Origin of the sequence: Pseudoalteromonas sp. MB41 (assembly GCF_020966275.1) — a bacterium.
GTDB classification, from domain to species: domain Bacteria; phylum Pseudomonadota; class Gammaproteobacteria; order Enterobacterales; family Alteromonadaceae; genus Pseudoalteromonas; species Pseudoalteromonas lipolytica.
The window spans coordinates 41186-58886 of record NZ_JAJJZF010000004.1; the positions used below are offsets into that span (position 1 = coordinate 41186).

The window sequence follows — 17701 nt, forward strand, 5'->3', positions numbered from 1 at the left end:
TTCATGCCACTGGGGAACATGTCCCAAGTTGGGTGCAACCAACTTGGGACAATTCTGTTACACCAACCAGCTACTCACCAAATTGACGTCTTTGTATACAGCCTGCTTAAATCCGTTTCATCGGCGGCTTGGCAGTTCATTTTTCCCCAGGCATCTGACCTACAAGCGCTAAACGAACATCAATCCCTTCAACTTGAAAGTGTGGGACAATGTAGGTGCTTACACGGTAATAGCCAGGGTTACCCGGAATTTCAGACACTGTTACTTTTGCATCTTTTAATGGGTGGGTAGCTATTAATGATTCGTCAGGGTTATTCATCTTAGTAACCAACGCGCCTAACCAATCATTGAGTTGTTGCTCTAGCTCATGGCGAGGTTTGCTAGAACCAATATTTTCTCGCTGTAGCACTTTTAAATAATGAGCAATACGAGACACCAAGAAAATATATGGTAAACGCGAGTTAATACGTGCATTTGCAGTGGCTTCATGTGTTTCTAGCACTTGCGGTTTTTGTGCACTATTTGCAGAAAAGAAACAGGCAAAATCAGAATTTTTATAATAACTAAGTGGAATAAAGCCTTGGTTAGCAAATTCAAGCTCTTTCGTTTCTGAAATAAGGACTTCGGTAGGTATTTTAGTTTCCGATCCTTTTCCTGCTTCAAATGAATGCAGAGGTAAATTCTCTACTTTACCACCAGACTGCGGACCACGAATATTGACCGCCCAACCATTATCATGAAAACTGCGAATAATGTTTGCCGCAAATGCAAACGTTGCATTACCCCATAAATAACGCTCATGGTGCTGACTGTTTACATCTTCTTGGTAGTTAAAATTACGAATTGGATTTGTTTCACCGTACGGTAAACGCAATAAGAAACGTGGGAATGCTAAACCAATGTAACGTGAATCTTCTGACTCTCTAAAGTTCTTCCAACGTAAGAACTCTGCACGCTCCATGTATGAGCCAATATCTTGAATTTTAGATACTTCATCAAGTGAATCTTTCAAGAAGAACTTAGGCCCTACACTGCCCATAAACGGACAATGTGCGGCAGCTGATACCCGTGAAATTTCTTGTAGTAACGATACGTCAGGTGCAGAACAATCAAACTCAAAATTAGACACCATTGTCGAAACTGGTTCACCGCCTGGGGTGTCATAATCGGAGGTATAAACGTGCTTATAAAGTGCTGATTGTGTAGTATCAGGCGCTTCTTCAAAGTCATCGCGCAGTGTTTCTTTATCAACATCTAGCATTTCAATTTTGATGTTCGCGTTATTAGGCGTACGGTTAATTAAGTAACGTAATGATCGCCACGCTGATTCAACTTTTTGAAAATCTGGATGATGTAATATCTGATCCAGTTGCTGTGAAATGATCGTATCTACTTTTGCGATATAATCATCTAATAATAGCTTATCGATACGAGTAACTGATTCACCACTCGTGCCAGCCATATCTAAAAATACGTTAATTGCTGCTGTGAGTCGCTCGTTAGCGCGAGTCTCGGCTAAGTTGCTTGCATCACGAAAAGTATCTAGCTTAATTTCGCTACCTACGGGAGCAATATCAACCATACTGCATAAATTCTCATAGGTTGATACCGGTGCTTGCTCAACAGTGTGAGCCGCTACATTTAATTGTTCTTGCATTGACATGGCAACGTCCTTATTCAGTCACAGGTTGTTTTTCGTCTTCTGATGCAAGCGGCGCTATTTCATCTAGCTTCGCTTTTAATTCATCAAGCTCAGGTTGGTTCTGTAAAACACGTTCCAACTCTTTTCTAAGCGATGAGTTATCAAGAAGATTTGACTTTAAATCACGCAATAAATTACGCATTGCCATCATCTTATTTAGCTCAGGGACTTGCGCTGCAACTTGCTCTGGATCAAATGACTTAAATGAATCAAACTGCAAATTAACGTTGATTTCTCCATCGCCTTTTATTTTATTATTGACCTGAAAATTGGCTTTAGGGGCAATATCTTTTAACACTTGTTCAATGTTATTTTTATTGATGGTCACGCGTTCACGCTCAGCTAGTTCTTGGCTATTTTGGCCATTTGAATAGTCACCAATAACCAGCATTTTTAGAGGTAATTCACTCTTTTGTGATGCCCCATCTGTATCAAGCTCTAGCGAGATATTGATCCGCGCTCGTGGTATCTCTTTTTGAAATGTATCTGTCATGTTTCTTCCTTTGCAGTTTGTTTGTCTAACGACTCAATTCCAATTCGGCGTGGTTAAACCCAAGCAATTGCTTGCGCAGGGTTCGTAACCATCATTCGCTGACTAATTTGCTTAGCAGCTAAACTCATGTCATCACTCTCTGTCTGGGACAAGTTGGCATAACATTGCTTGGCAAAACGCCATACTTCCATGCAAAACGGTTGTTGCCACTTCGCTAATTGATAGGTTTCAATTTGCTCGAGTAATTCGGTTAAAATGGCTAAAGCATGTTCGTAGTGCTCAGCCTTAATAAGCAACTTTGCCTTAAGTAACTGACATTGTGCTTGATCAAATCCGGTTGGCGTAGCTAGTTGTGCTGCGAGGCTAAGCGCATTACTGAGCTGCCCTTTTGCAACTTCTTCGCATAAGGCTTTATATTGCTCATCGAACAAATTAACTTGCGATTGCTGAGAATCATTTTGAGTAGCCTGCGCATTAGCAATTTCCCGTAACGCTTCTTTATTGGCAGGGCTGCATAACCCCGAACCATCGTCGTACTGTAAATTTGTTAATAACGGAAAGTGATTAACTAACCCAACAAGCTGCTGCTCTAACCATTGAACTAACTTCACTTTATTGAGTTGTTTTAGTGCCGCGATTGTTAGCATTTGCAAATTCAAATTAAATTGCATTGCCCCTTCCATAAATAGACCTTCAGCAAGCAACAATGCGTGTTCAGCTTGCTCAGCAGCAAGCGCATTTTCGATTGGTGCAAATGCCGCTGCACGGGGAGCGGGTAAACGTGTTTTACCATTGTCATTAGCAGGAATAGCTAAACCAGACCAGCGTGCAGCACGAGAAAGCTTTAAAACACGCTCAAAATTATTGTGCTCTTTATCAAAGTTAAGAAGCTCTCGTATCGCAGCTAAATAAGTCGTGTCACTAGCAATTTCTGTAACTTTAGGGACGGCACTCATCGCTTTAGTCTGACTGCCTTGTGAAATAGGCTCTGCAGTAGCAGTTTGAGTGACTGGTTTTAGGTCGCTAGGCTCCTGTTCAGGCACTGGCTTAACGACAGGATTTCGCTTTATTTGCTCTAAGACCCATTCATTAAGGGTTGATAGGGGCCCTGATTCCGCGTCGAGCATTGGTACTGATACATGATTATACTCTGCAAGTACGTTTTCTAATTCAGCCCACTGCTCTGGGCTTGAATTCTGCCCTTGAGAAATGCCTTTTAGTCGCTCTTGTTGTTGTAAAAACCACGTATTAACAGCACTGCGCATACGCGCTTTGAGTGGATGAACCTGCTCTGTAAAGCGAGCTAACAATTGATTTAAAAGCTTTAAAGAATAGGTTAAACCAATAACACCAAACTCACTGGTTGCCGCTAAGCATAAGTAGCTCACAATACGTAAGTCTTTACTTTGGTTTTGCAATAAGTCAGTGGCTTGAATAAACATGACTTTAAAGTCAACTTCACCAACACCTGATGATGAGGCTTTTAATGTTTTAAACGTTTCTTCATATTTAAGATCTTCACCACACGCTAATCCAGATAACGGACTGCTTAGGTCATCAAGCCACTCTTGCCAGCTGTTGTGAGTATGAGGAATTATAAGGCTCATGCTTTGCACCACCTTCTTAAAGCATCATAAACACTCATATTGTCCATATCTGCAAAATTAAGACTGTACTCGCTCGGCACTTGATCCAGTGACAAATTAACCAGATCAACGATATCGTTTGATTTATCTTCCGCAAGCCACACTGAGCCAAAATACGACGCAGGTACAGGACGACAAAATACCGTTAGACTTGGCGGGTTATTTTGGCTACCTAATTGATAAAAAAACCAGGGTTGCCAATTATGATCCGCAACCATAGAGGCAATTAAATGCAACCAAAAACCTGCAACTAACGCGCTTTCATGTGTAAATGAAGGCATAGGAAGGCGAATACCAAATTGCGTGCGCAAACACCCACGATTAGCAATCGACTTTAACACCGCAGAGAGCTCTTCAATTAATATTGCTCTTCGGTGAATATCATTAATTCCCAAATGCTGCCACACAACACTCATTGGGATACTGCGTAATTTATCCAGTTCTAAATTCAAGTTAGGTTGATGTTTCAGTGCATCGGCTACTTTGCTATACGAATTAGCTTGTTCAGCCATTGCATCAATAGAGTTCGCCTGAACTATACGATCATTCACGCCTAATAAGTGCTCAATGACATGACTTGCAAACAAAAACAAAAATGCAGGATGACGCTTGTAGGTCTCAAGTCCGCTATAAATAAATGAGCTAAATGGATAAAAACGGCCACTGCTATCGGCACTTGGCTGCAATACACCTAGTAAACTACTGTCATCACTATTTCCTGACACAAAAAATAATGAGGCAACACCATTCAATGCCGTAGTTTTTCCGCCTATTACCCCACGATTTATATTTGCAAACCCTTCTTGCAACCAGTGATCAAATGAAACTGATTCGCGTGAAGAGATATTCAATTTAACAAAATCAGGCCTCACAGGTGTTTTGCCCATATACCCGAAGGCAAACTGCTGGACCAGCATTGGCTGCTTTTTCTTGGTAAATAAATTAAACATACCCGCCCCTACTGAACCAATGCTCTACTAGCTTGAGCAAGCTGAGGTTTGGGGGCAAACAATGAACTTGGTAGCGCAAATGAGGTCAGCATATATTTTGAAAAAATACCGCTATTTCGACCTGATTTTAATGAGAATTGAACCGTTAATCTTTGCTCTGATTTATCCACCAGTTCCCAAGTTGCTAAAAACTCAGTCCCTTTAATCCATTTCACATTGGCTTCGTTAAGCACTTTTAGTAATGCCCAAGGGCCATCTTGTTCTATTGTTAGTCTACGACCCGTATTATCTAGGCCATATAAAATCGCTTTTTCTGCTGCACCGCGGCCAGGCCAAGAAAAGTTTCGCCATTCTTCTGGCTCATTACGATAACGATAACCTTGTTCTGAAAAACCCAAATATGTCTCACGAATACCTTTTTGTGGCACAGGCATCATTTGGAAATTAAACCCAGCAGCGTCTACGCCATTTAAAAATAAAGATCGTGTTACTTTATTTGCTTTTGTAATGCCATCGAGTAGTTCTTGACTAAAGCCAATACCAACGCCATTCCATTGTTTTTCTTCCCATACCCCACGGCGTACCTTCATAAATGGTTTTAATTGGCTATTAATGAAATTCCAAAGTACCCCTGTTTCACTGTTTAAAAACTCAGAGACATCGGCAATTGCAGCATCTGGCCCAGTTAAATTAAATGGGTATTTTCCAGCAATACTGTTGCTGTACATTGTATAAACCTGATTTTCCCACTCTTCGTTTAGCTGACTGCGGGCTTTAGCCATAATGCTCGAAATACCAGACTGCAGGGGGGCTTTAAATAGTGTATCGAGGGTATCTTTAGTTTCTGGATCGAGAGCTCGTGTTTGACTTTCAATGATGATCCAAGATGATTGCAGCGCATTTTCTTGGCTATTACCCGATAATAAATCTTGAATAAACACCATCGCTTGTGCATCGTCTTCATTGCTTGCTGCCATGGATTTAATATCAGAATGAATACTACTTAGTGAGCTAATATACTGCCCAATGTAATCTGACATAGCTTTGTCTTCATCGTGTTGTGAGAATCGACGTAAGTCAGCAAAACGTGTTTCAAGTTCTGGTGCTCTTACAGTGTTCACTTGCGCAAAATCAGGACGTTCAGTAACTTGCTTAGCTAGCTTGCCTTTTGCTACTTTTTTAGTTGCACTATCTGTTGCACCAGAAAGTAACGTTGCAATTTTTTCGTTATTTTTGGTGACCGCAGATGGTTTATCAGCAACAACAATGTTGTTTTTCAATAATGTCATTAAATCTATAAAGGGACCATCTGAAGAGGAAAGACGAGCAAAGTTAATACTTGCATCATTTAAGTCTTTAAAAACAGGTACTTTGATACTCTTTAAGAACGTAAACCACGTATTAGCATAATCTTTAAAATAATATGTACGTATTGCTTTTGCTAATGCATCTGCCTGCGCTTCATCAACCGCATTTTGGCCACTTTCGTTGCTAGTGCCCATGACCCAATCACCAGAGAAAACGAGACGAGATATCCTCTGAATTTCTGGATAAACGTATTCTTGCCAACCTGCATTTGTATACACATAAGGAACACTAAAATCACTTCTAAGCACATCACGATTTTTAGCTGCCATGAACTGTTTAAGCTGAATCGCTTTTTTACGCTCAGCAAAGCTACTAATAATTTGCTGGTACAGAGGCTCTGCTTCTGGTTGAGTATTTAGGCTATTACGCGCATTTAGCACTGCCGTTTCATTGTTTTGCCAAAATAGGATTTGACCTGGGTTTTCTATATCAGTACTAATATTGGCTAAATATAAATCAACTAATGCACTTAGTTGTGTTGTGATAGGTGAGTCAGTTTGTGCTTCAATATCAATGTTAAAATGCTGGCTAATAAAGGCGAGCAACTGCTCTTTAGCGAACTCATTATCTTTGTGTTCAGGGTAAGCACTGAGCATTAGGTGCAGTTTTAAAGCGTCATAATATGCTTGACGGCTCGCTGCTCTTGCATCTGCATCATCAGCTGACCAAATATTTTCAAATTCTTTAAGCTTTGCTAGTGTTTGCTTTTCTGCAGGAAAAGTAATCAACTGATTCAATTGATTAAATAAAACTTTTGCAACACTATCGAGCGTTTCGTCACCTTCGTAAATCCCAAAAATAAAATACCATGGCAACTGCTTTTCATAGTTTTTAAGTGATTGGTAATGCTCAAATAAATCTAGTGTTGCAGCTAGTTTTTGCTCATCTTTCGCTTTATTTACATTCGCTTCAACAATCGCTTTAACATGCACTTCCCCTTGGTTAAGCAACAATTGGTTGCTGGTATAAGAAGTGATTAATAATGCTGTAACCGCCGCGATACTTGCCAAGCCCGACGTTACTGTTAAACCTTTTAACCAACGGCCAACCAAGCGTTTTTTACGATTACCACGGGTTAAGTCTTGCAGTTTAAAAATTACATCATTAAATACACGATTGATAAAATAACTTTGCGTAATGCTTTCCTGTTTTTGTTCAACGACAACAGCACCAAATTGGTCACGTACACCATTGGTTACGCGCTCAATCGGAGTCCCCTCTTGCGTGCCTGAAGTAAAGTACACGCCAGCGAACCAAGGAACCTCTTGATACGGATTTGCTTTAAATAACAAATTAACAAACTCAGTTAACTTTGTTGATGCAGATTTGAACTGGTTTGGAAAATCTAAAATTAACTGTTTACGGTGTTCATTACGCTCACGAGCCACTTTACTTAAACGCTGTTCGCAAAGTCGCTGATACAACTCTTCCATACGAACTTCGAACATTTCAGCAGGATCATTTTGCTGATCTTCACTTATATCTAGTAAATAGGCACCAAAAACTTGTTCGCGTTCTTTTTCGGTTAAATCATTAAAAAATGGCTCAAAACCGCTTATCAGATCGGTTTTTGTAAAGGTAATATAAACCGGAAAAATAACCCCTAATTGCGTGATCAGTTCTTCAATACGTTCTCGAACCAACTTTACATGCTGACGAATTTCTTCGCTGTCAGAGGTTAAAACATCTGCAACACTAATAGCGACCATCACACCATTGATTGGTAACTTGGGACGGTATTTCTTTAGTAAGCTTAAAAACGATAACCATTCTTTGTTTTCTGATTGCTCGGTGGTATAACGCCCTGCCGTGTCAATCAAAATAGCTTGATCAGAAAACCACCAGTCACAGTTACGTGTACCACCAAAACCTTGGATATGAAGTTCATTTGAGTTTGAATAAGGAAAATGCAGACCAGAATTAGCGAATAATGTACTTTTACCCGTTGCAGATGGACCAATGATCATATACCAAGGAAGTGCATACAAAGCCGTATTACCGCGATAACCGGCACCAAGATGGGATGCTTTCAATGAACTTAATGCTTCTTGCATTTTTTCTTTAATTTCATCTAGTTCAGCACTCGAGCCCGCATTATGGCTTGCTAGTTCTGATGCTAATTTATCACCCGAGCGTTTGGTCCATAACCAACGAATGAATATAAACACAATAAAAACGGCTGTTACAGCGGCCATTGCAAAAAGTTTTTTATCCGTTGTGTCTAAGCCAACGATACGGCCAGCAAACCAAACTATACTTAAAACAGCAATCAACCCAATTAACTGACCGGTCGCTCTTGATGACACTAAGCCCAGTAAAAAGTGCACTAGGCCACTTTTATTCACTCTTCCTTGCATTACTTTTGTCCTATCGAGTCTCGTTGGTTTTGTTCAATTGAGTAAGTACTTCAACTTGGTTGTCTATTCGTTGAGTGCTTTGTGTTGCCTGCTTGTTAATTACAAAATGAAAGCCAGCAAAAAGCGAAACGATTGACGCGAGGCATATAGATACAATCACCCAGTAAGGTATATTTCGGCCAACTTTCATGGCGAACCCTTCAAGAGGGACGCCATTATCAGATAATTGACCACGTGGAGTGCCTCGCACATCTTCAATTTGCGCACGTATATCAACAATTAAAGCCTTAAGCTGTTCAATACCTCTAACTTTATAGATGCCTTCAAAACCAAGCTGTAAACAGATGTAGTAAACTTCCAGAGCAGGAAATTTGGGCTCACCGCCAGTGCGAAGTTTTGCTAGTCGCTCGAAAAACTCTTCACCCGCTCTATTGTTGCCAAAAAACTCAAGTTGCAGAGGCCTAGACATCCACTCCATTCTAAAATGCGCTCCTGAGCTCATTACAAACTCATCACACATTGCTGTGAGTGCAAATTTAACTTCTTGCATAACGCTGGTTGTCACTTGTTGCGTATAGCAATTACGTTCAAATTCATCAAAGCTCGTTAATAATTGTTCTCGAAAATCATCTAGTTCAAGATCTGTTGATTGTTTTAGTTTTAAGGGAGCGAGTGCATTTACAACTGGAGAAATGCAGGCAATTAAATCAAGTTCTGTATTTTGTTCTTGCATAGCCAATCTACCTTCCTAATGTCTTGCCACAGTCACAATTTCAATTTGTGCAGCCTGTAAACCAAATGGAATAAATAAACTGAGTGATTGTTCTTCAACAATTTGCTGCCAAATATAGCCATGTGCTTCTAATCGAAAATATTCATAGCCACTTTTGATTGCTAACTTATTAGGTGGTCGCTGACAATGAGTTAATTGCACACCCGCTAATGCTGAGGCGATCATTATTTCGAGTTTTTCACTCGCACCAACTTTGACCTGATCGCTAAAGGTATCAATCCATTTCGTATCTTCTGATTCAAAGTAAACTGCTAAGTAGAAGTCATTATTATCAAAAATAGTAGAATCAATAGTGGCAACTTGATAAATCGCATTCGACACTTTTTCAAGTTTAAGTCCTGACATCTTTTTAGGAACAACTCCTTCAAGTAGCTTACTAAGTAAGGTGTCTAGGGTGCCGAAAACATGCGTCAACTGCTTATGTTGGTAAGGGGGGATCTGGCTAACTAAGTCACTGTGCTCAAACATTGATACAGAACTAATCAGATCAACAAGTTCACAATATAACCGCTCGGGGTGAACGAGTTGCAAGCTTTTCAAATGATCTAAACGCTTTGCCGAAGGAGCCATTGCATTTAATAGTAAAAAGCTATTCATTTCGTTTGGACCAAAGTCAGTTACTGAACCAAAGTTTTTTCTTCGGCTTAGTAACACATTCACTTTAGCATTGACTAGGTTTGCTGTGCGATTAAGCAGCTCTGTTAAGTAAAATGATGCCTGTATCGTTAATAATGGCGGAACAAATTCTTTACTGACTTTAAATGATCCATCTTCAGCACGAACAACTTTTATGCAAGCCAGCGTATCAAAATAGGTTTTTATATCTTGATCTGTCAGCAAAATATAATTGGGCTGTGCAATTAACACTTCTCGATTTCTGGCTGCATCATGATGATCACTAAACTCAATATAGTCGGCTTGATAAGCACTTAATTGCCCGCTTGCTGAATAACCTTCAATATCGCTTACAACTTTATTAGCCGCGATAGCTAAATACACCGTCACGTCATCTGCATTTGATGCGAGCTCAAGTTTTAACTCATCATTATGTTGGCGATCGAATTCAAGCAAACGGCCATTTTCTAATATAGCTTTAAAGCTAATTACTTTTAGAATGCCCCGCGCGAGTGCTGACTCATCAATAGTGAGGTGGTGCAAACCAAAAGCCAAAGGCGAAATTAAGCTTTGCCTAACAATCTGATTTTGCTCATGGTAATCATCAAAAAGCTGGAAATGTTGCTGTGCAAGCAGCACACCTTCAGCCCATACAGGTTTCATTGGACCTTTAACATTCATTATTCAGCCTCATCGACATCTGGTAGCTGAACTTCGTTATTGGTAATCAGAACATCAAGCGATGTTGATAGTTTTACTGGACCATCGCCGAGTGGGTAAAATGTTTTCCATTTATCTCCTTGGCGATCTCTAAACAAGGCAACAATAGCCACAAAACGTGCATTTTCAGCTTGCTCAAATTCTATTTTTGTTTGCTCTGCTGGGTTGATTGTTTTTTCTTCAACCGTGATTAAAGTATTTGATAATACTGACTTATCTGATTTCCATAAATCTTCGAAAGTTGCAGTTTTAAAACTTTGAATATCTGATAGCTGGTACACCCTTAGCACCACAGGTAATGCTTCATCAAATTGATTTAAATTAAGATTGTCTGTTGCTGTGATATCAAGCTTTACATTCGTACTCATACACGCAGTCAAAGACATAAGCAAAGTAATTAGCACTGCTTTTTTAATTGCAAAACGCATTCAAAACCTCATAGATTTATTAGATTAATTAGTTTTTACAAAGAATTTCTTCGTAAACAGGACATATCACTCGATTAAATCGCACTGATGCGCAATCGGACCATTTACGACTATTGAAAAATTTTGGAAAAATTCCAGCTTGCTTATTTTCTTGATTATCAACAGCTAGAGACTTAATGACCACATCATCGACAGAAGATATTATTTTTGTATTTAGAACAATTAATTCATCAATATACTTGATGATATTTTCTTTAATTAAAATTATTTTACCGTCATTTCTTGGTGGATTATTTATAAAAAAGAAATAATGATCGATAACCGACTCTGAAAATACGCGATGCGCTGGGATACCGGTCTGATCAAGTAAGGAAGAGATACTTTTAGTGAGAGACCAAGCCAATACATAAAAGCTATTAACTTGATTTATAAATAATTTTTTATCCATAAAATCATCCTTGATTAACCAGAAAAACACATAATCTGCGTTTCACAATTGGGTTCACTCGTCCTTAAATCGGGGGCATAATACAAAGATCACTTTTAAAATGTCAACTCAATATAGCTTAAAAATAAAACTAATTTACAATAAATATAAAAACCAATAAAAAAGCATTAATTTAAATAAACTTTCAATAATATTGAAAATTAATAAAAACGTATTACATAAACAACCAGGAATTATCAACATACTGGTGACGAAAAAATTTCGATTACAATTATTATATTGAACATTTATTAATAAATGTGTATTTTCATTTTTCGCTAATGGATTGAGTTAAAAAAGGACAAGGAAATGTCTCACTCGCGACTATTAATTGATGTAAATAACATTACACTCAATGTCACTCAAGTGAATGGATTTGAGCAACTAAATCAAGGATTTGAATTTACATTAATTGGCGATTCCAGCCATGACATTCTCCTCGAAAACTTACTTTTACAAAGTGCATTAATTACATTTGTAAATAAAGACGATTACTTCCGCCATCAATCTGGGATAATTTATGAATGCGAAAAAGTAGGTACATTTAAAAACAAATATCGATATAAAATAATAATTAAAGACAGACTAAGCACATTAAGAAACATCACAAACAGTAAGGTTTTTATTAGCGTTAATTTAAAAGACGTTATTTTTTATTTAGCCAGCCAAGCAGGATATTCACAAGGGCAAATTGATTTACGTGTGAGCACATCGTTACCAGATCTTCCACAATGTGTACAAGCGATGGAAACAAACTGGCATTTTCTACAACGTTTACTAGCCCAATTCGGTTTGTTTATTTGGTTTGAAACCAAAAACAACACTGAACTGTTAGTAATCAGTGATAGCAATTTAAACAGCCCATACTTACAACGCGGTGTCGTGACAGTCAAAAACACAGCAGGTATGAATAACGATGATAATACCGCATATATCGGTTTTTTTAACAGCCAAGTACATCATTCAATTTACAATGATCGCACTGACTGCGTGGCTCATGGCCAATATTTAAAGGTCGCAAGTAACAGTCAATCTTACTTTGAACCCTGCGCAACAACACCTGCAGCGGCTTCACTTCAAGCTCAAAACATTAGTAACGCTTTAGCTTCACTCAACAAAGTAATACACCTTGTAGGCAATGTATGCGATCTCTATGCTGGTAGTTCTATTGCAATTGACGACCAAACAGGTACAGGCAGTAGTGCTGATTTAATGTGTATTGGCGTGTATCACACAAGTGAACAACCCAGTGACGAAAGTACCCATCAAGGCTTAACGCGCTATAGCTGCAAAGCAGAATTTATCGAACGCGGTACGCCATTTAAAGCAAAACCGTTGCCGCACCAAGCTAAACCTATGGCATTCCCAGCCACAGTAGAATCTCTAACTACATCAAGTTTTATTGATGATATGGGTTGCTACCGTGTGCGAACTGATTTCGACACAATAGCAAGGCCTGTTACTCAATCGAGCAAAGCAATTCAGCAACTTGCTTTATACGCATGTCAAAACCAACCTCAGGCCACAGGCTGGCACTTCCCACTAGTTGGTGGTTCTGAGGTACTTATTGGCTGCATAAATAACGACCCAAATAACACGTTTTTAATGGGGTTTGCGATGAATGAATCGCAACCAAGCGTTGTTACAGCGGCAAATTATTCACAAAACAGACTTGTGAGTGCAGCGCAAAACGAACTGCAGTTTGATGATGACAAACAAGAACCAAAAGTAATTTTACAAACATTAGGCGGTGAGCACTATGTTGAACTCAATGCTAAAAAATCAGGCCGCCAATTTATAGAGTGGATAAGCCAGCTAGGCACCATTAACTTACATGCTGGCAAAGACCTCTGCCTCACAACTGAGAACGACAACATTCAATTTGTGATTAAAAATAATCAGTTTATTGATGTAAAAAATAATGTTTCGCTTAGCACTCAAAACCGCGATATCAATATGCAAAGTGCTGGTAGCCAAACCTGGCAAGGAAAAAACACCCTCATTGAATCTCACCAAGCTCTGTCGATGGTAAGTGGTCGCGCAATTAAAGCCTTTGCGCAAAGCGACATTCAGCTTAAAACCAGCTCAAGCGATTTAACTCTTTCGGCCCCCAATGGCTCTACATTTTTACAAACAAATAAGTCAATCACGATTACTGGCTCAGGCCGTGGTGATTTAATCCTGCATAACGAAGGCGGCGAAATTAAACTCGACAGTCAAGGAAATGTTGAGATTATTGCCACCAACATACTCACCCTCGATGGCACATTTATAAATTTTGATGGCCCCGTTGATTACGATATTGAAAGCCCAAGTACAGCTAGTGCACAAAGCCTTAATGTGAGTCGTGCGCCTACTATTTCATCGTTTGATTTGGCTGATAGCTCACTTGATTCTACTACGCTATGCACACTAGACTTAAGCTATTGCTACCTAGATGGCAGTGCTGAAGACAATATTCGTTACTCGCTTATCGATAGCCTTGGCCATGAACACACAGGCTCACTCAGTAATGGCAAGGCGCAACTGGCCAACGTGCCGCAAGGTCAAAGTCAGGTTCGTTTTATTGCTTCATCTGATGATGACGAACAGCGTTTAGTTACACTGCGTAATGAGTTTAAGCAGACCCTAGAAGCAATGCTAAATGAAGTTCGTCAAAAAGCGGCCATTGAAGATGCCTTGTTTGAACAAGAAAGCCTATTTAACCAATACATGATAGAGCTCGGTGCAAATGCTACTGGTTTTTATCAAGGTGCAAAATCACTTATTGAGGGCGTAGCGGACCTGATTGTACTCGGTATTGATATTAATATAAGTGTGTACTCTGCTTGCTTTAGAATTATAGAAGCCATTGCTCGCGGTGATAAAGAAGCCGTTAAATATGAGCTAGAAACAATAGTTTCTTTCTCACAAAAATCAGCCCAATCACTCACTCAGGCATGTGAGTTACTTTACATTTTACTTGATGATGAACAAACCCGCTTGGCGCTAGCGCGTTTCCCTTACGAGTATATTGATGCCCACTCACACGTAGAGCAAGAACGATTAACAGGTATTTTGGCATTTGAGGTCGTATTAGCACTGCTCACAGGTGGCGTGGGTGCGGCCGCTTCACTGGCAAGTAAATCACGGTATTTAGCAAAAGCAAATAAAGCACTGACTCAGATTGCCGAAATTGTTAAACGCAAGCAGCTAAATAAACAGTTATCACACGCTGTGACGGCTGAACATCCGACTGTTTCAGCCAAAATAACCAAACCAGATACACAGTTACAGCCAAGTAAAAACCACGCTGTGGCGACGCATGTGTCAGCAAAAGACCATGCTGAATATTTATTACTCACTGAATTATCTGACGATATGCGCGGCAATTACCGCGCATATACCAACGGTGAAGGTAAAGTCATTATTAGCCGCCTTGATGGCAAAAAGCCCCCTAAATTACGTTACGAAAATGGTAATTTAGTACCCGTGTCGGACCAAATAAATGTGTTTAACAAAATAGCGCAAAAATTAAAGATAAATCATGCTAATTTAAGTGACAACGTTAAACAGCGACTCAAACAGTTTGAAGCAGCACGCAATCAAGCGGTAGCCAAGCGTGATGTCGCACTCCTTGCCGGAAACGCAACTGCATTAAAAGAAGCGCAAAGTGCGATGCGCTTAGCCAGTGAAGCGCTTGGTGAAGAAGCCGCGCGCATTTATGTTAAACAAAATTATCCAGATGCCACACCACTGGCGAGTAAGCTCCCCGGCAAAGGCAAACAAGGCCAGTTTGACCAAGTGTATGTAACAGAAGACGGTAAAGTATTAATTATCGAAGCCAAAGGCGGTAATGCCAGTTGGGGTAGTCGGAGTGCTGGTAAAGATAGAGCCCAACAAGGCTCCTTAGAGTATATGGAGTCAATAATAAAAAATTACCAAGATAAACTTCGTAACCTAACAAAAGACCCTAGCTACTTAGCGGGCGATAAAGATTTTGTGAAAGAGGTTGAAGGAATTCAAGATATGCTGGATGAGTTAGAAATTGCAAAAGAGAACAAAACTCTAGAGTATATTGGCATACAACAAGAAGCCAATGACGCCGGGCTTATCGAAGTTATTGACGTATCGATTTTTGATATAGGATTTTAAGGAGTTCTTTAAGGTGATTAAAAGCCATTACAGCTTTGCACAAGTAAGCTACGACCGAACCATAAAGTTATATAACAGGTTGCAAGAGGGGGGACTTGGGCGTATTCAAGAAGATCCCAGTCATGGGCTACACAATCATTTTAAGCGCAACTTGATAGATACTTTTCCCATGGAAGCTATTCAAAACCCCAATAGCTATCATGCTTGGCTCTATGTTATTCGCGCTTCGCAATTAGGCCACGGCATATTTCAAAGCAATGCCCATGACGGCCAACCTTTCCCTTTTTTTTACGATGATGAATATATAGAAGTGATTGGAAAAAAAGACGACTATGGCACTAAACACAATAACTGGTTACTTGCATTTTATAGCAGCATCATTGCTCGTAATAACGAAGCTATTAACTACCTGATTACTGTCGACAACGATGTATTTAAACAAGCAAGGCTAAGTGAACAGCGCACCCCATTTGATTATGCATTGTCTGACTTACTTAAAGGCTTATTTAACCCTAGTGCCGATTTAGCCAACTTGATTGAGCAAGCATACCTAACTTGTAATCCAGATGATTATGCCGATGATGAAATTTACTTATATGTTAGTCGCTTGGAATGGCCGCTTATCCCGGTGATCACCGCCATATTCACTGATAACGGCGAGCAAGAATATAATCAAGCAATGGAAAAAGCCTTGCTGGCCCATAGAGAATATTACAACAACGAAGACCACGAAGGTGCAAACGAAGGTGCCATCCCATTAGCTTTAACAGCCTTAGCTATCATCGCTAAAGACGTAAAAGGCTACAAGCTCACTGTTGAAAATGGCTACATTCCAGCATGGTTAATTGATGTTACACCACCAACAGACCCAAATTAATAAACGACAGTAACCGCTCTTTAACAACATGGATGTTGGCAGCAAAGCATGAATTTATACCCTGCTTTGCTGCCATATAACTAAGTCGTACCTATAACAGAACCTGCAATAGGCATACCTACAAAACACCTGAAAAAGCTGTAAGTGCCCTAATACTTACGATAGACGCCCGTACTACGCCCTGTCGAGTGCTAATTACTGTTCTGATGATACTGAAGTGTCCACGTTTGTTGGTACTGTTCGAAAGGCATTAGATGATTTTTACAAGATAAAAATTAACTAGAAATTATAGGAGATATTTATGAGTTATGGTGTGATTCCCTATTGGATAGATCTTAACATTCTGTCAGGTATTATAGGGCCTGAAGATGATAGAAAAGGCTCGTTCGATGTAATGTTTGGCCTACTTCAACCGTCATTGTCTGGTTTAGATGATGAATTTGAAATTGAAGATGGCTGGCTTCCTGCTAACGATATATTGAGTTTACTTTTAAAAGGAGGCACTCCTCAACAATCTGAAAATTGTACCAAACATTGGTATGTGATCGAGCGTATTATTCAGGTATTTGGGAAGAGTTTAAATAACCGTTATTGGTATCCGAGTGATTCTGTCGATGTATTTTATGATTATGATGAATTCAAAATGTATAGAGTTGACCAGAAAGGGGAAATTAAAATAGGCTTTCCTGATGATTCCCCTGTTGTTTTCTCGGTAGTTAGAAATGACTTCAGTAAAGCGTTGGAAAATATTAGAAATAGTAATATTTCCAATAATCAAAAGAAGCAGTTTGAAAGCTGGATAATGCATGCAGAAGATAACAATACAGATTTAATTTTATATTATTATTAGAGGTGTTTGGGGGGCGTTACTTTGCCGAGAAACTATAGCTAAGATGCGTTGCTCTTTTCAGTAAAAAAAGCAACAACGTTCCCCAACTACCGAGACTAACGCTAACAGATGATAGTTGAAGACTACTATAAAGCATCAAGTATTTAACACATCGTATTGATAATAACCTGAGCACAGAATGACACTCGAAGGTATTTTATACTTCATGTTCAATATTTCATTCTTTGAAAAGTGAATAGTAAAAAGGGCTATTGATAATATTGATTGGTGTTTTTATCGTT

At 39.4% G+C, this 17701-nt stretch carries 12 protein-coding genes; 3 read left to right on the forward strand and 9 right to left on the reverse strand.

Features of this window, described 5'->3' with window-relative positions; all coding sequences use genetic code 11:
• Window positions 1–136: 136 nt before the first annotated feature.
• The 9 genes from tssC to LPA49_RS06645 are packed head-to-tail and all read right to left on the reverse strand — an operon-like array spanning window position 137 to window position 11520.
• A complete protein-coding gene (gene tssC, locus LPA49_RS06605) occupies window positions 137–1663 on the reverse strand; it encodes a type VI secretion system contractile sheath large subunit (RefSeq protein ID WP_199524385.1) in 1527 nt (508 codons plus the stop codon).
• 10 nt (window positions 1664–1673) lie between these two features.
• Entirely contained in the window at window positions 1674–2195 is a 522-nt protein-coding gene (gene tssB / locus LPA49_RS06610) for a type VI secretion system contractile sheath small subunit (RefSeq protein WP_199524386.1), read from the reverse strand.
• Between the two features lie 53 nt (window positions 2196–2248).
• On the reverse strand, window positions 2249–3802 hold the full coding sequence (locus LPA49_RS06615) for a TssA family type VI secretion system protein (RefSeq protein WP_230236051.1): 1554 nt from the start codon (window positions 3800–3802) through the stop codon (window positions 2249–2251).
• On the reverse strand, window positions 3799–4791 hold the full coding sequence (gene tagF, locus LPA49_RS06620; RefSeq protein WP_230236061.1) for a type VI secretion system-associated protein TagF: 993 nt from the start codon (window positions 4789–4791) through the stop codon (window positions 3799–3801). The genes LPA49_RS06615 and tagF overlap by 4 nt, the downstream gene beginning before the upstream one ends.
• Before the next feature lie 8 nt (window positions 4792–4799).
• Window positions 4800–8516 carry a type VI secretion system membrane subunit TssM gene (tssM, locus tag LPA49_RS06625; RefSeq protein ID WP_230236064.1) on the reverse strand — a complete coding sequence of 1239 codons (3717 nt, stop codon included), beginning with the start codon at window positions 8514–8516 and terminating at the stop codon, window positions 4800–4802.
• Window positions 8517–8526: 10 nt separating this feature from the next.
• Window positions 8527–9249 (reverse strand): type IVB secretion system protein IcmH/DotU, encoded by a 723-nt coding sequence (gene icmH, locus LPA49_RS06630; protein ID WP_199525353.1) that lies wholly within the window; start codon window positions 9247–9249, stop codon window positions 8527–8529.
• 15 nt (window positions 9250–9264) lie between these two features.
• Window positions 9265–10605 (reverse strand): type VI secretion system baseplate subunit TssK, encoded by a 1341-nt coding sequence (gene tssK / locus LPA49_RS06635; protein ID WP_230236066.1) that lies wholly within the window; start codon window positions 10603–10605, stop codon window positions 9265–9267.
• Entirely contained in the window at window positions 10605–11072 is a 468-nt protein-coding gene (tssJ, locus tag LPA49_RS06640) for a type VI secretion system lipoprotein TssJ (protein WP_199525355.1), read from the reverse strand. Before tssJ ends, tssK begins: the two co-directional genes overlap by 1 nt.
• Before the next feature lie 28 nt (window positions 11073–11100).
• On the reverse strand, window positions 11101–11520 hold the full coding sequence (locus LPA49_RS06645) for a hypothetical protein (protein WP_199525356.1): 420 nt from the start codon (window positions 11518–11520) through the stop codon (window positions 11101–11103).
• 348 nt (window positions 11521–11868) lie between these two features.
• On the opposite strand from LPA49_RS06645, the gene LPA49_RS06650 reads away from it, so the two are divergent.
• The 3 genes from LPA49_RS06650 (at window position 11869) to LPA49_RS06660 (ending at window position 17420) form a co-directional block, all read left to right on the forward strand.
• The gene (locus tag LPA49_RS06650; protein ID WP_230236082.1) at window positions 11869–15693 is read left to right on the forward strand and encodes a contractile injection system protein, VgrG/Pvc8 family; all 3825 of its coding nucleotides are present in this window, start codon (window positions 11869–11871) and stop codon (window positions 15691–15693) included.
• Window positions 15694–15706: 13 nt separating this feature from the next.
• Complete coding sequence (locus LPA49_RS06655) at window positions 15707–16570, forward strand: immunity 49 family protein (protein ID WP_230236084.1); 864 nt, start codon at window positions 15707–15709, stop codon at window positions 16568–16570.
• 301 nt (window positions 16571–16871) lie between these two features.
• Window positions 16872–17420 carry a hypothetical protein gene (locus tag LPA49_RS06660; RefSeq protein ID WP_230236086.1) on the forward strand — a complete coding sequence of 183 codons (549 nt, stop codon included), beginning with the start codon at window positions 16872–16874 and terminating at the stop codon, window positions 17418–17420.
• Window positions 17421–17701 lie beyond the last annotated feature (281 nt).

Excerpts from the sequence above, each read along its gene's own strand:
- tssM (WP_230236064.1), bottom strand. The coding sequence starts at position 8,516 with ATGCAAGGAAGAGTGAATAAAAGTGGCCTAGTGCACTTTTTACTGGGC.
- tssJ (WP_199525355.1), bottom strand. The coding sequence starts at position 11,072 with ATGCGTTTTGCAATTAAAAAAGCAGTGCTAATTACTTTGCTTATGTCT.
- LPA49_RS06615 (WP_230236051.1), bottom strand. The coding sequence starts at position 3,802 with ATGAGCCTTATAATTCCTCATACTCACAACAGCTGGCAAGAGTGGCTT.
- tssB (WP_199524386.1), bottom strand. The coding sequence starts at position 2,195 with ATGACAGATACATTTCAAAAAGAGATACCACGAGCGCGGATCAATATC.
- LPA49_RS06660 (WP_230236086.1), top strand. The coding sequence starts at position 16,872 with ATGAGTTATGGTGTGATTCCCTATTGGATAGATCTTAACATTCTGTCA.
- LPA49_RS06650 (WP_230236082.1), top strand. The coding sequence starts at position 11,869 with ATGTCTCACTCGCGACTATTAATTGATGTAAATAACATTACACTCAAT.
- tssC (WP_199524385.1), bottom strand. The coding sequence starts at position 1,663 with ATGTCAATGCAAGAACAATTAAATGTAGCGGCTCACACTGTTGAGCAA.
- tagF (WP_230236061.1), bottom strand. The coding sequence starts at position 4,791 with ATGTTTAATTTATTTACCAAGAAAAAGCAGCCAATGCTGGTCCAGCAG.
- LPA49_RS06645 (WP_199525356.1), bottom strand. The coding sequence starts at position 11,520 with ATGGATAAAAAATTATTTATAAATCAAGTTAATAGCTTTTATGTATTG.
- tssK (WP_230236066.1), bottom strand. The coding sequence starts at position 10,605 with ATGAATGTTAAAGGTCCAATGAAACCTGTATGGGCTGAAGGTGTGCTG.
- icmH (WP_199525353.1), bottom strand. The coding sequence starts at position 9,249 with ATGCAAGAACAAAATACAGAACTTGATTTAATTGCCTGCATTTCTCCA.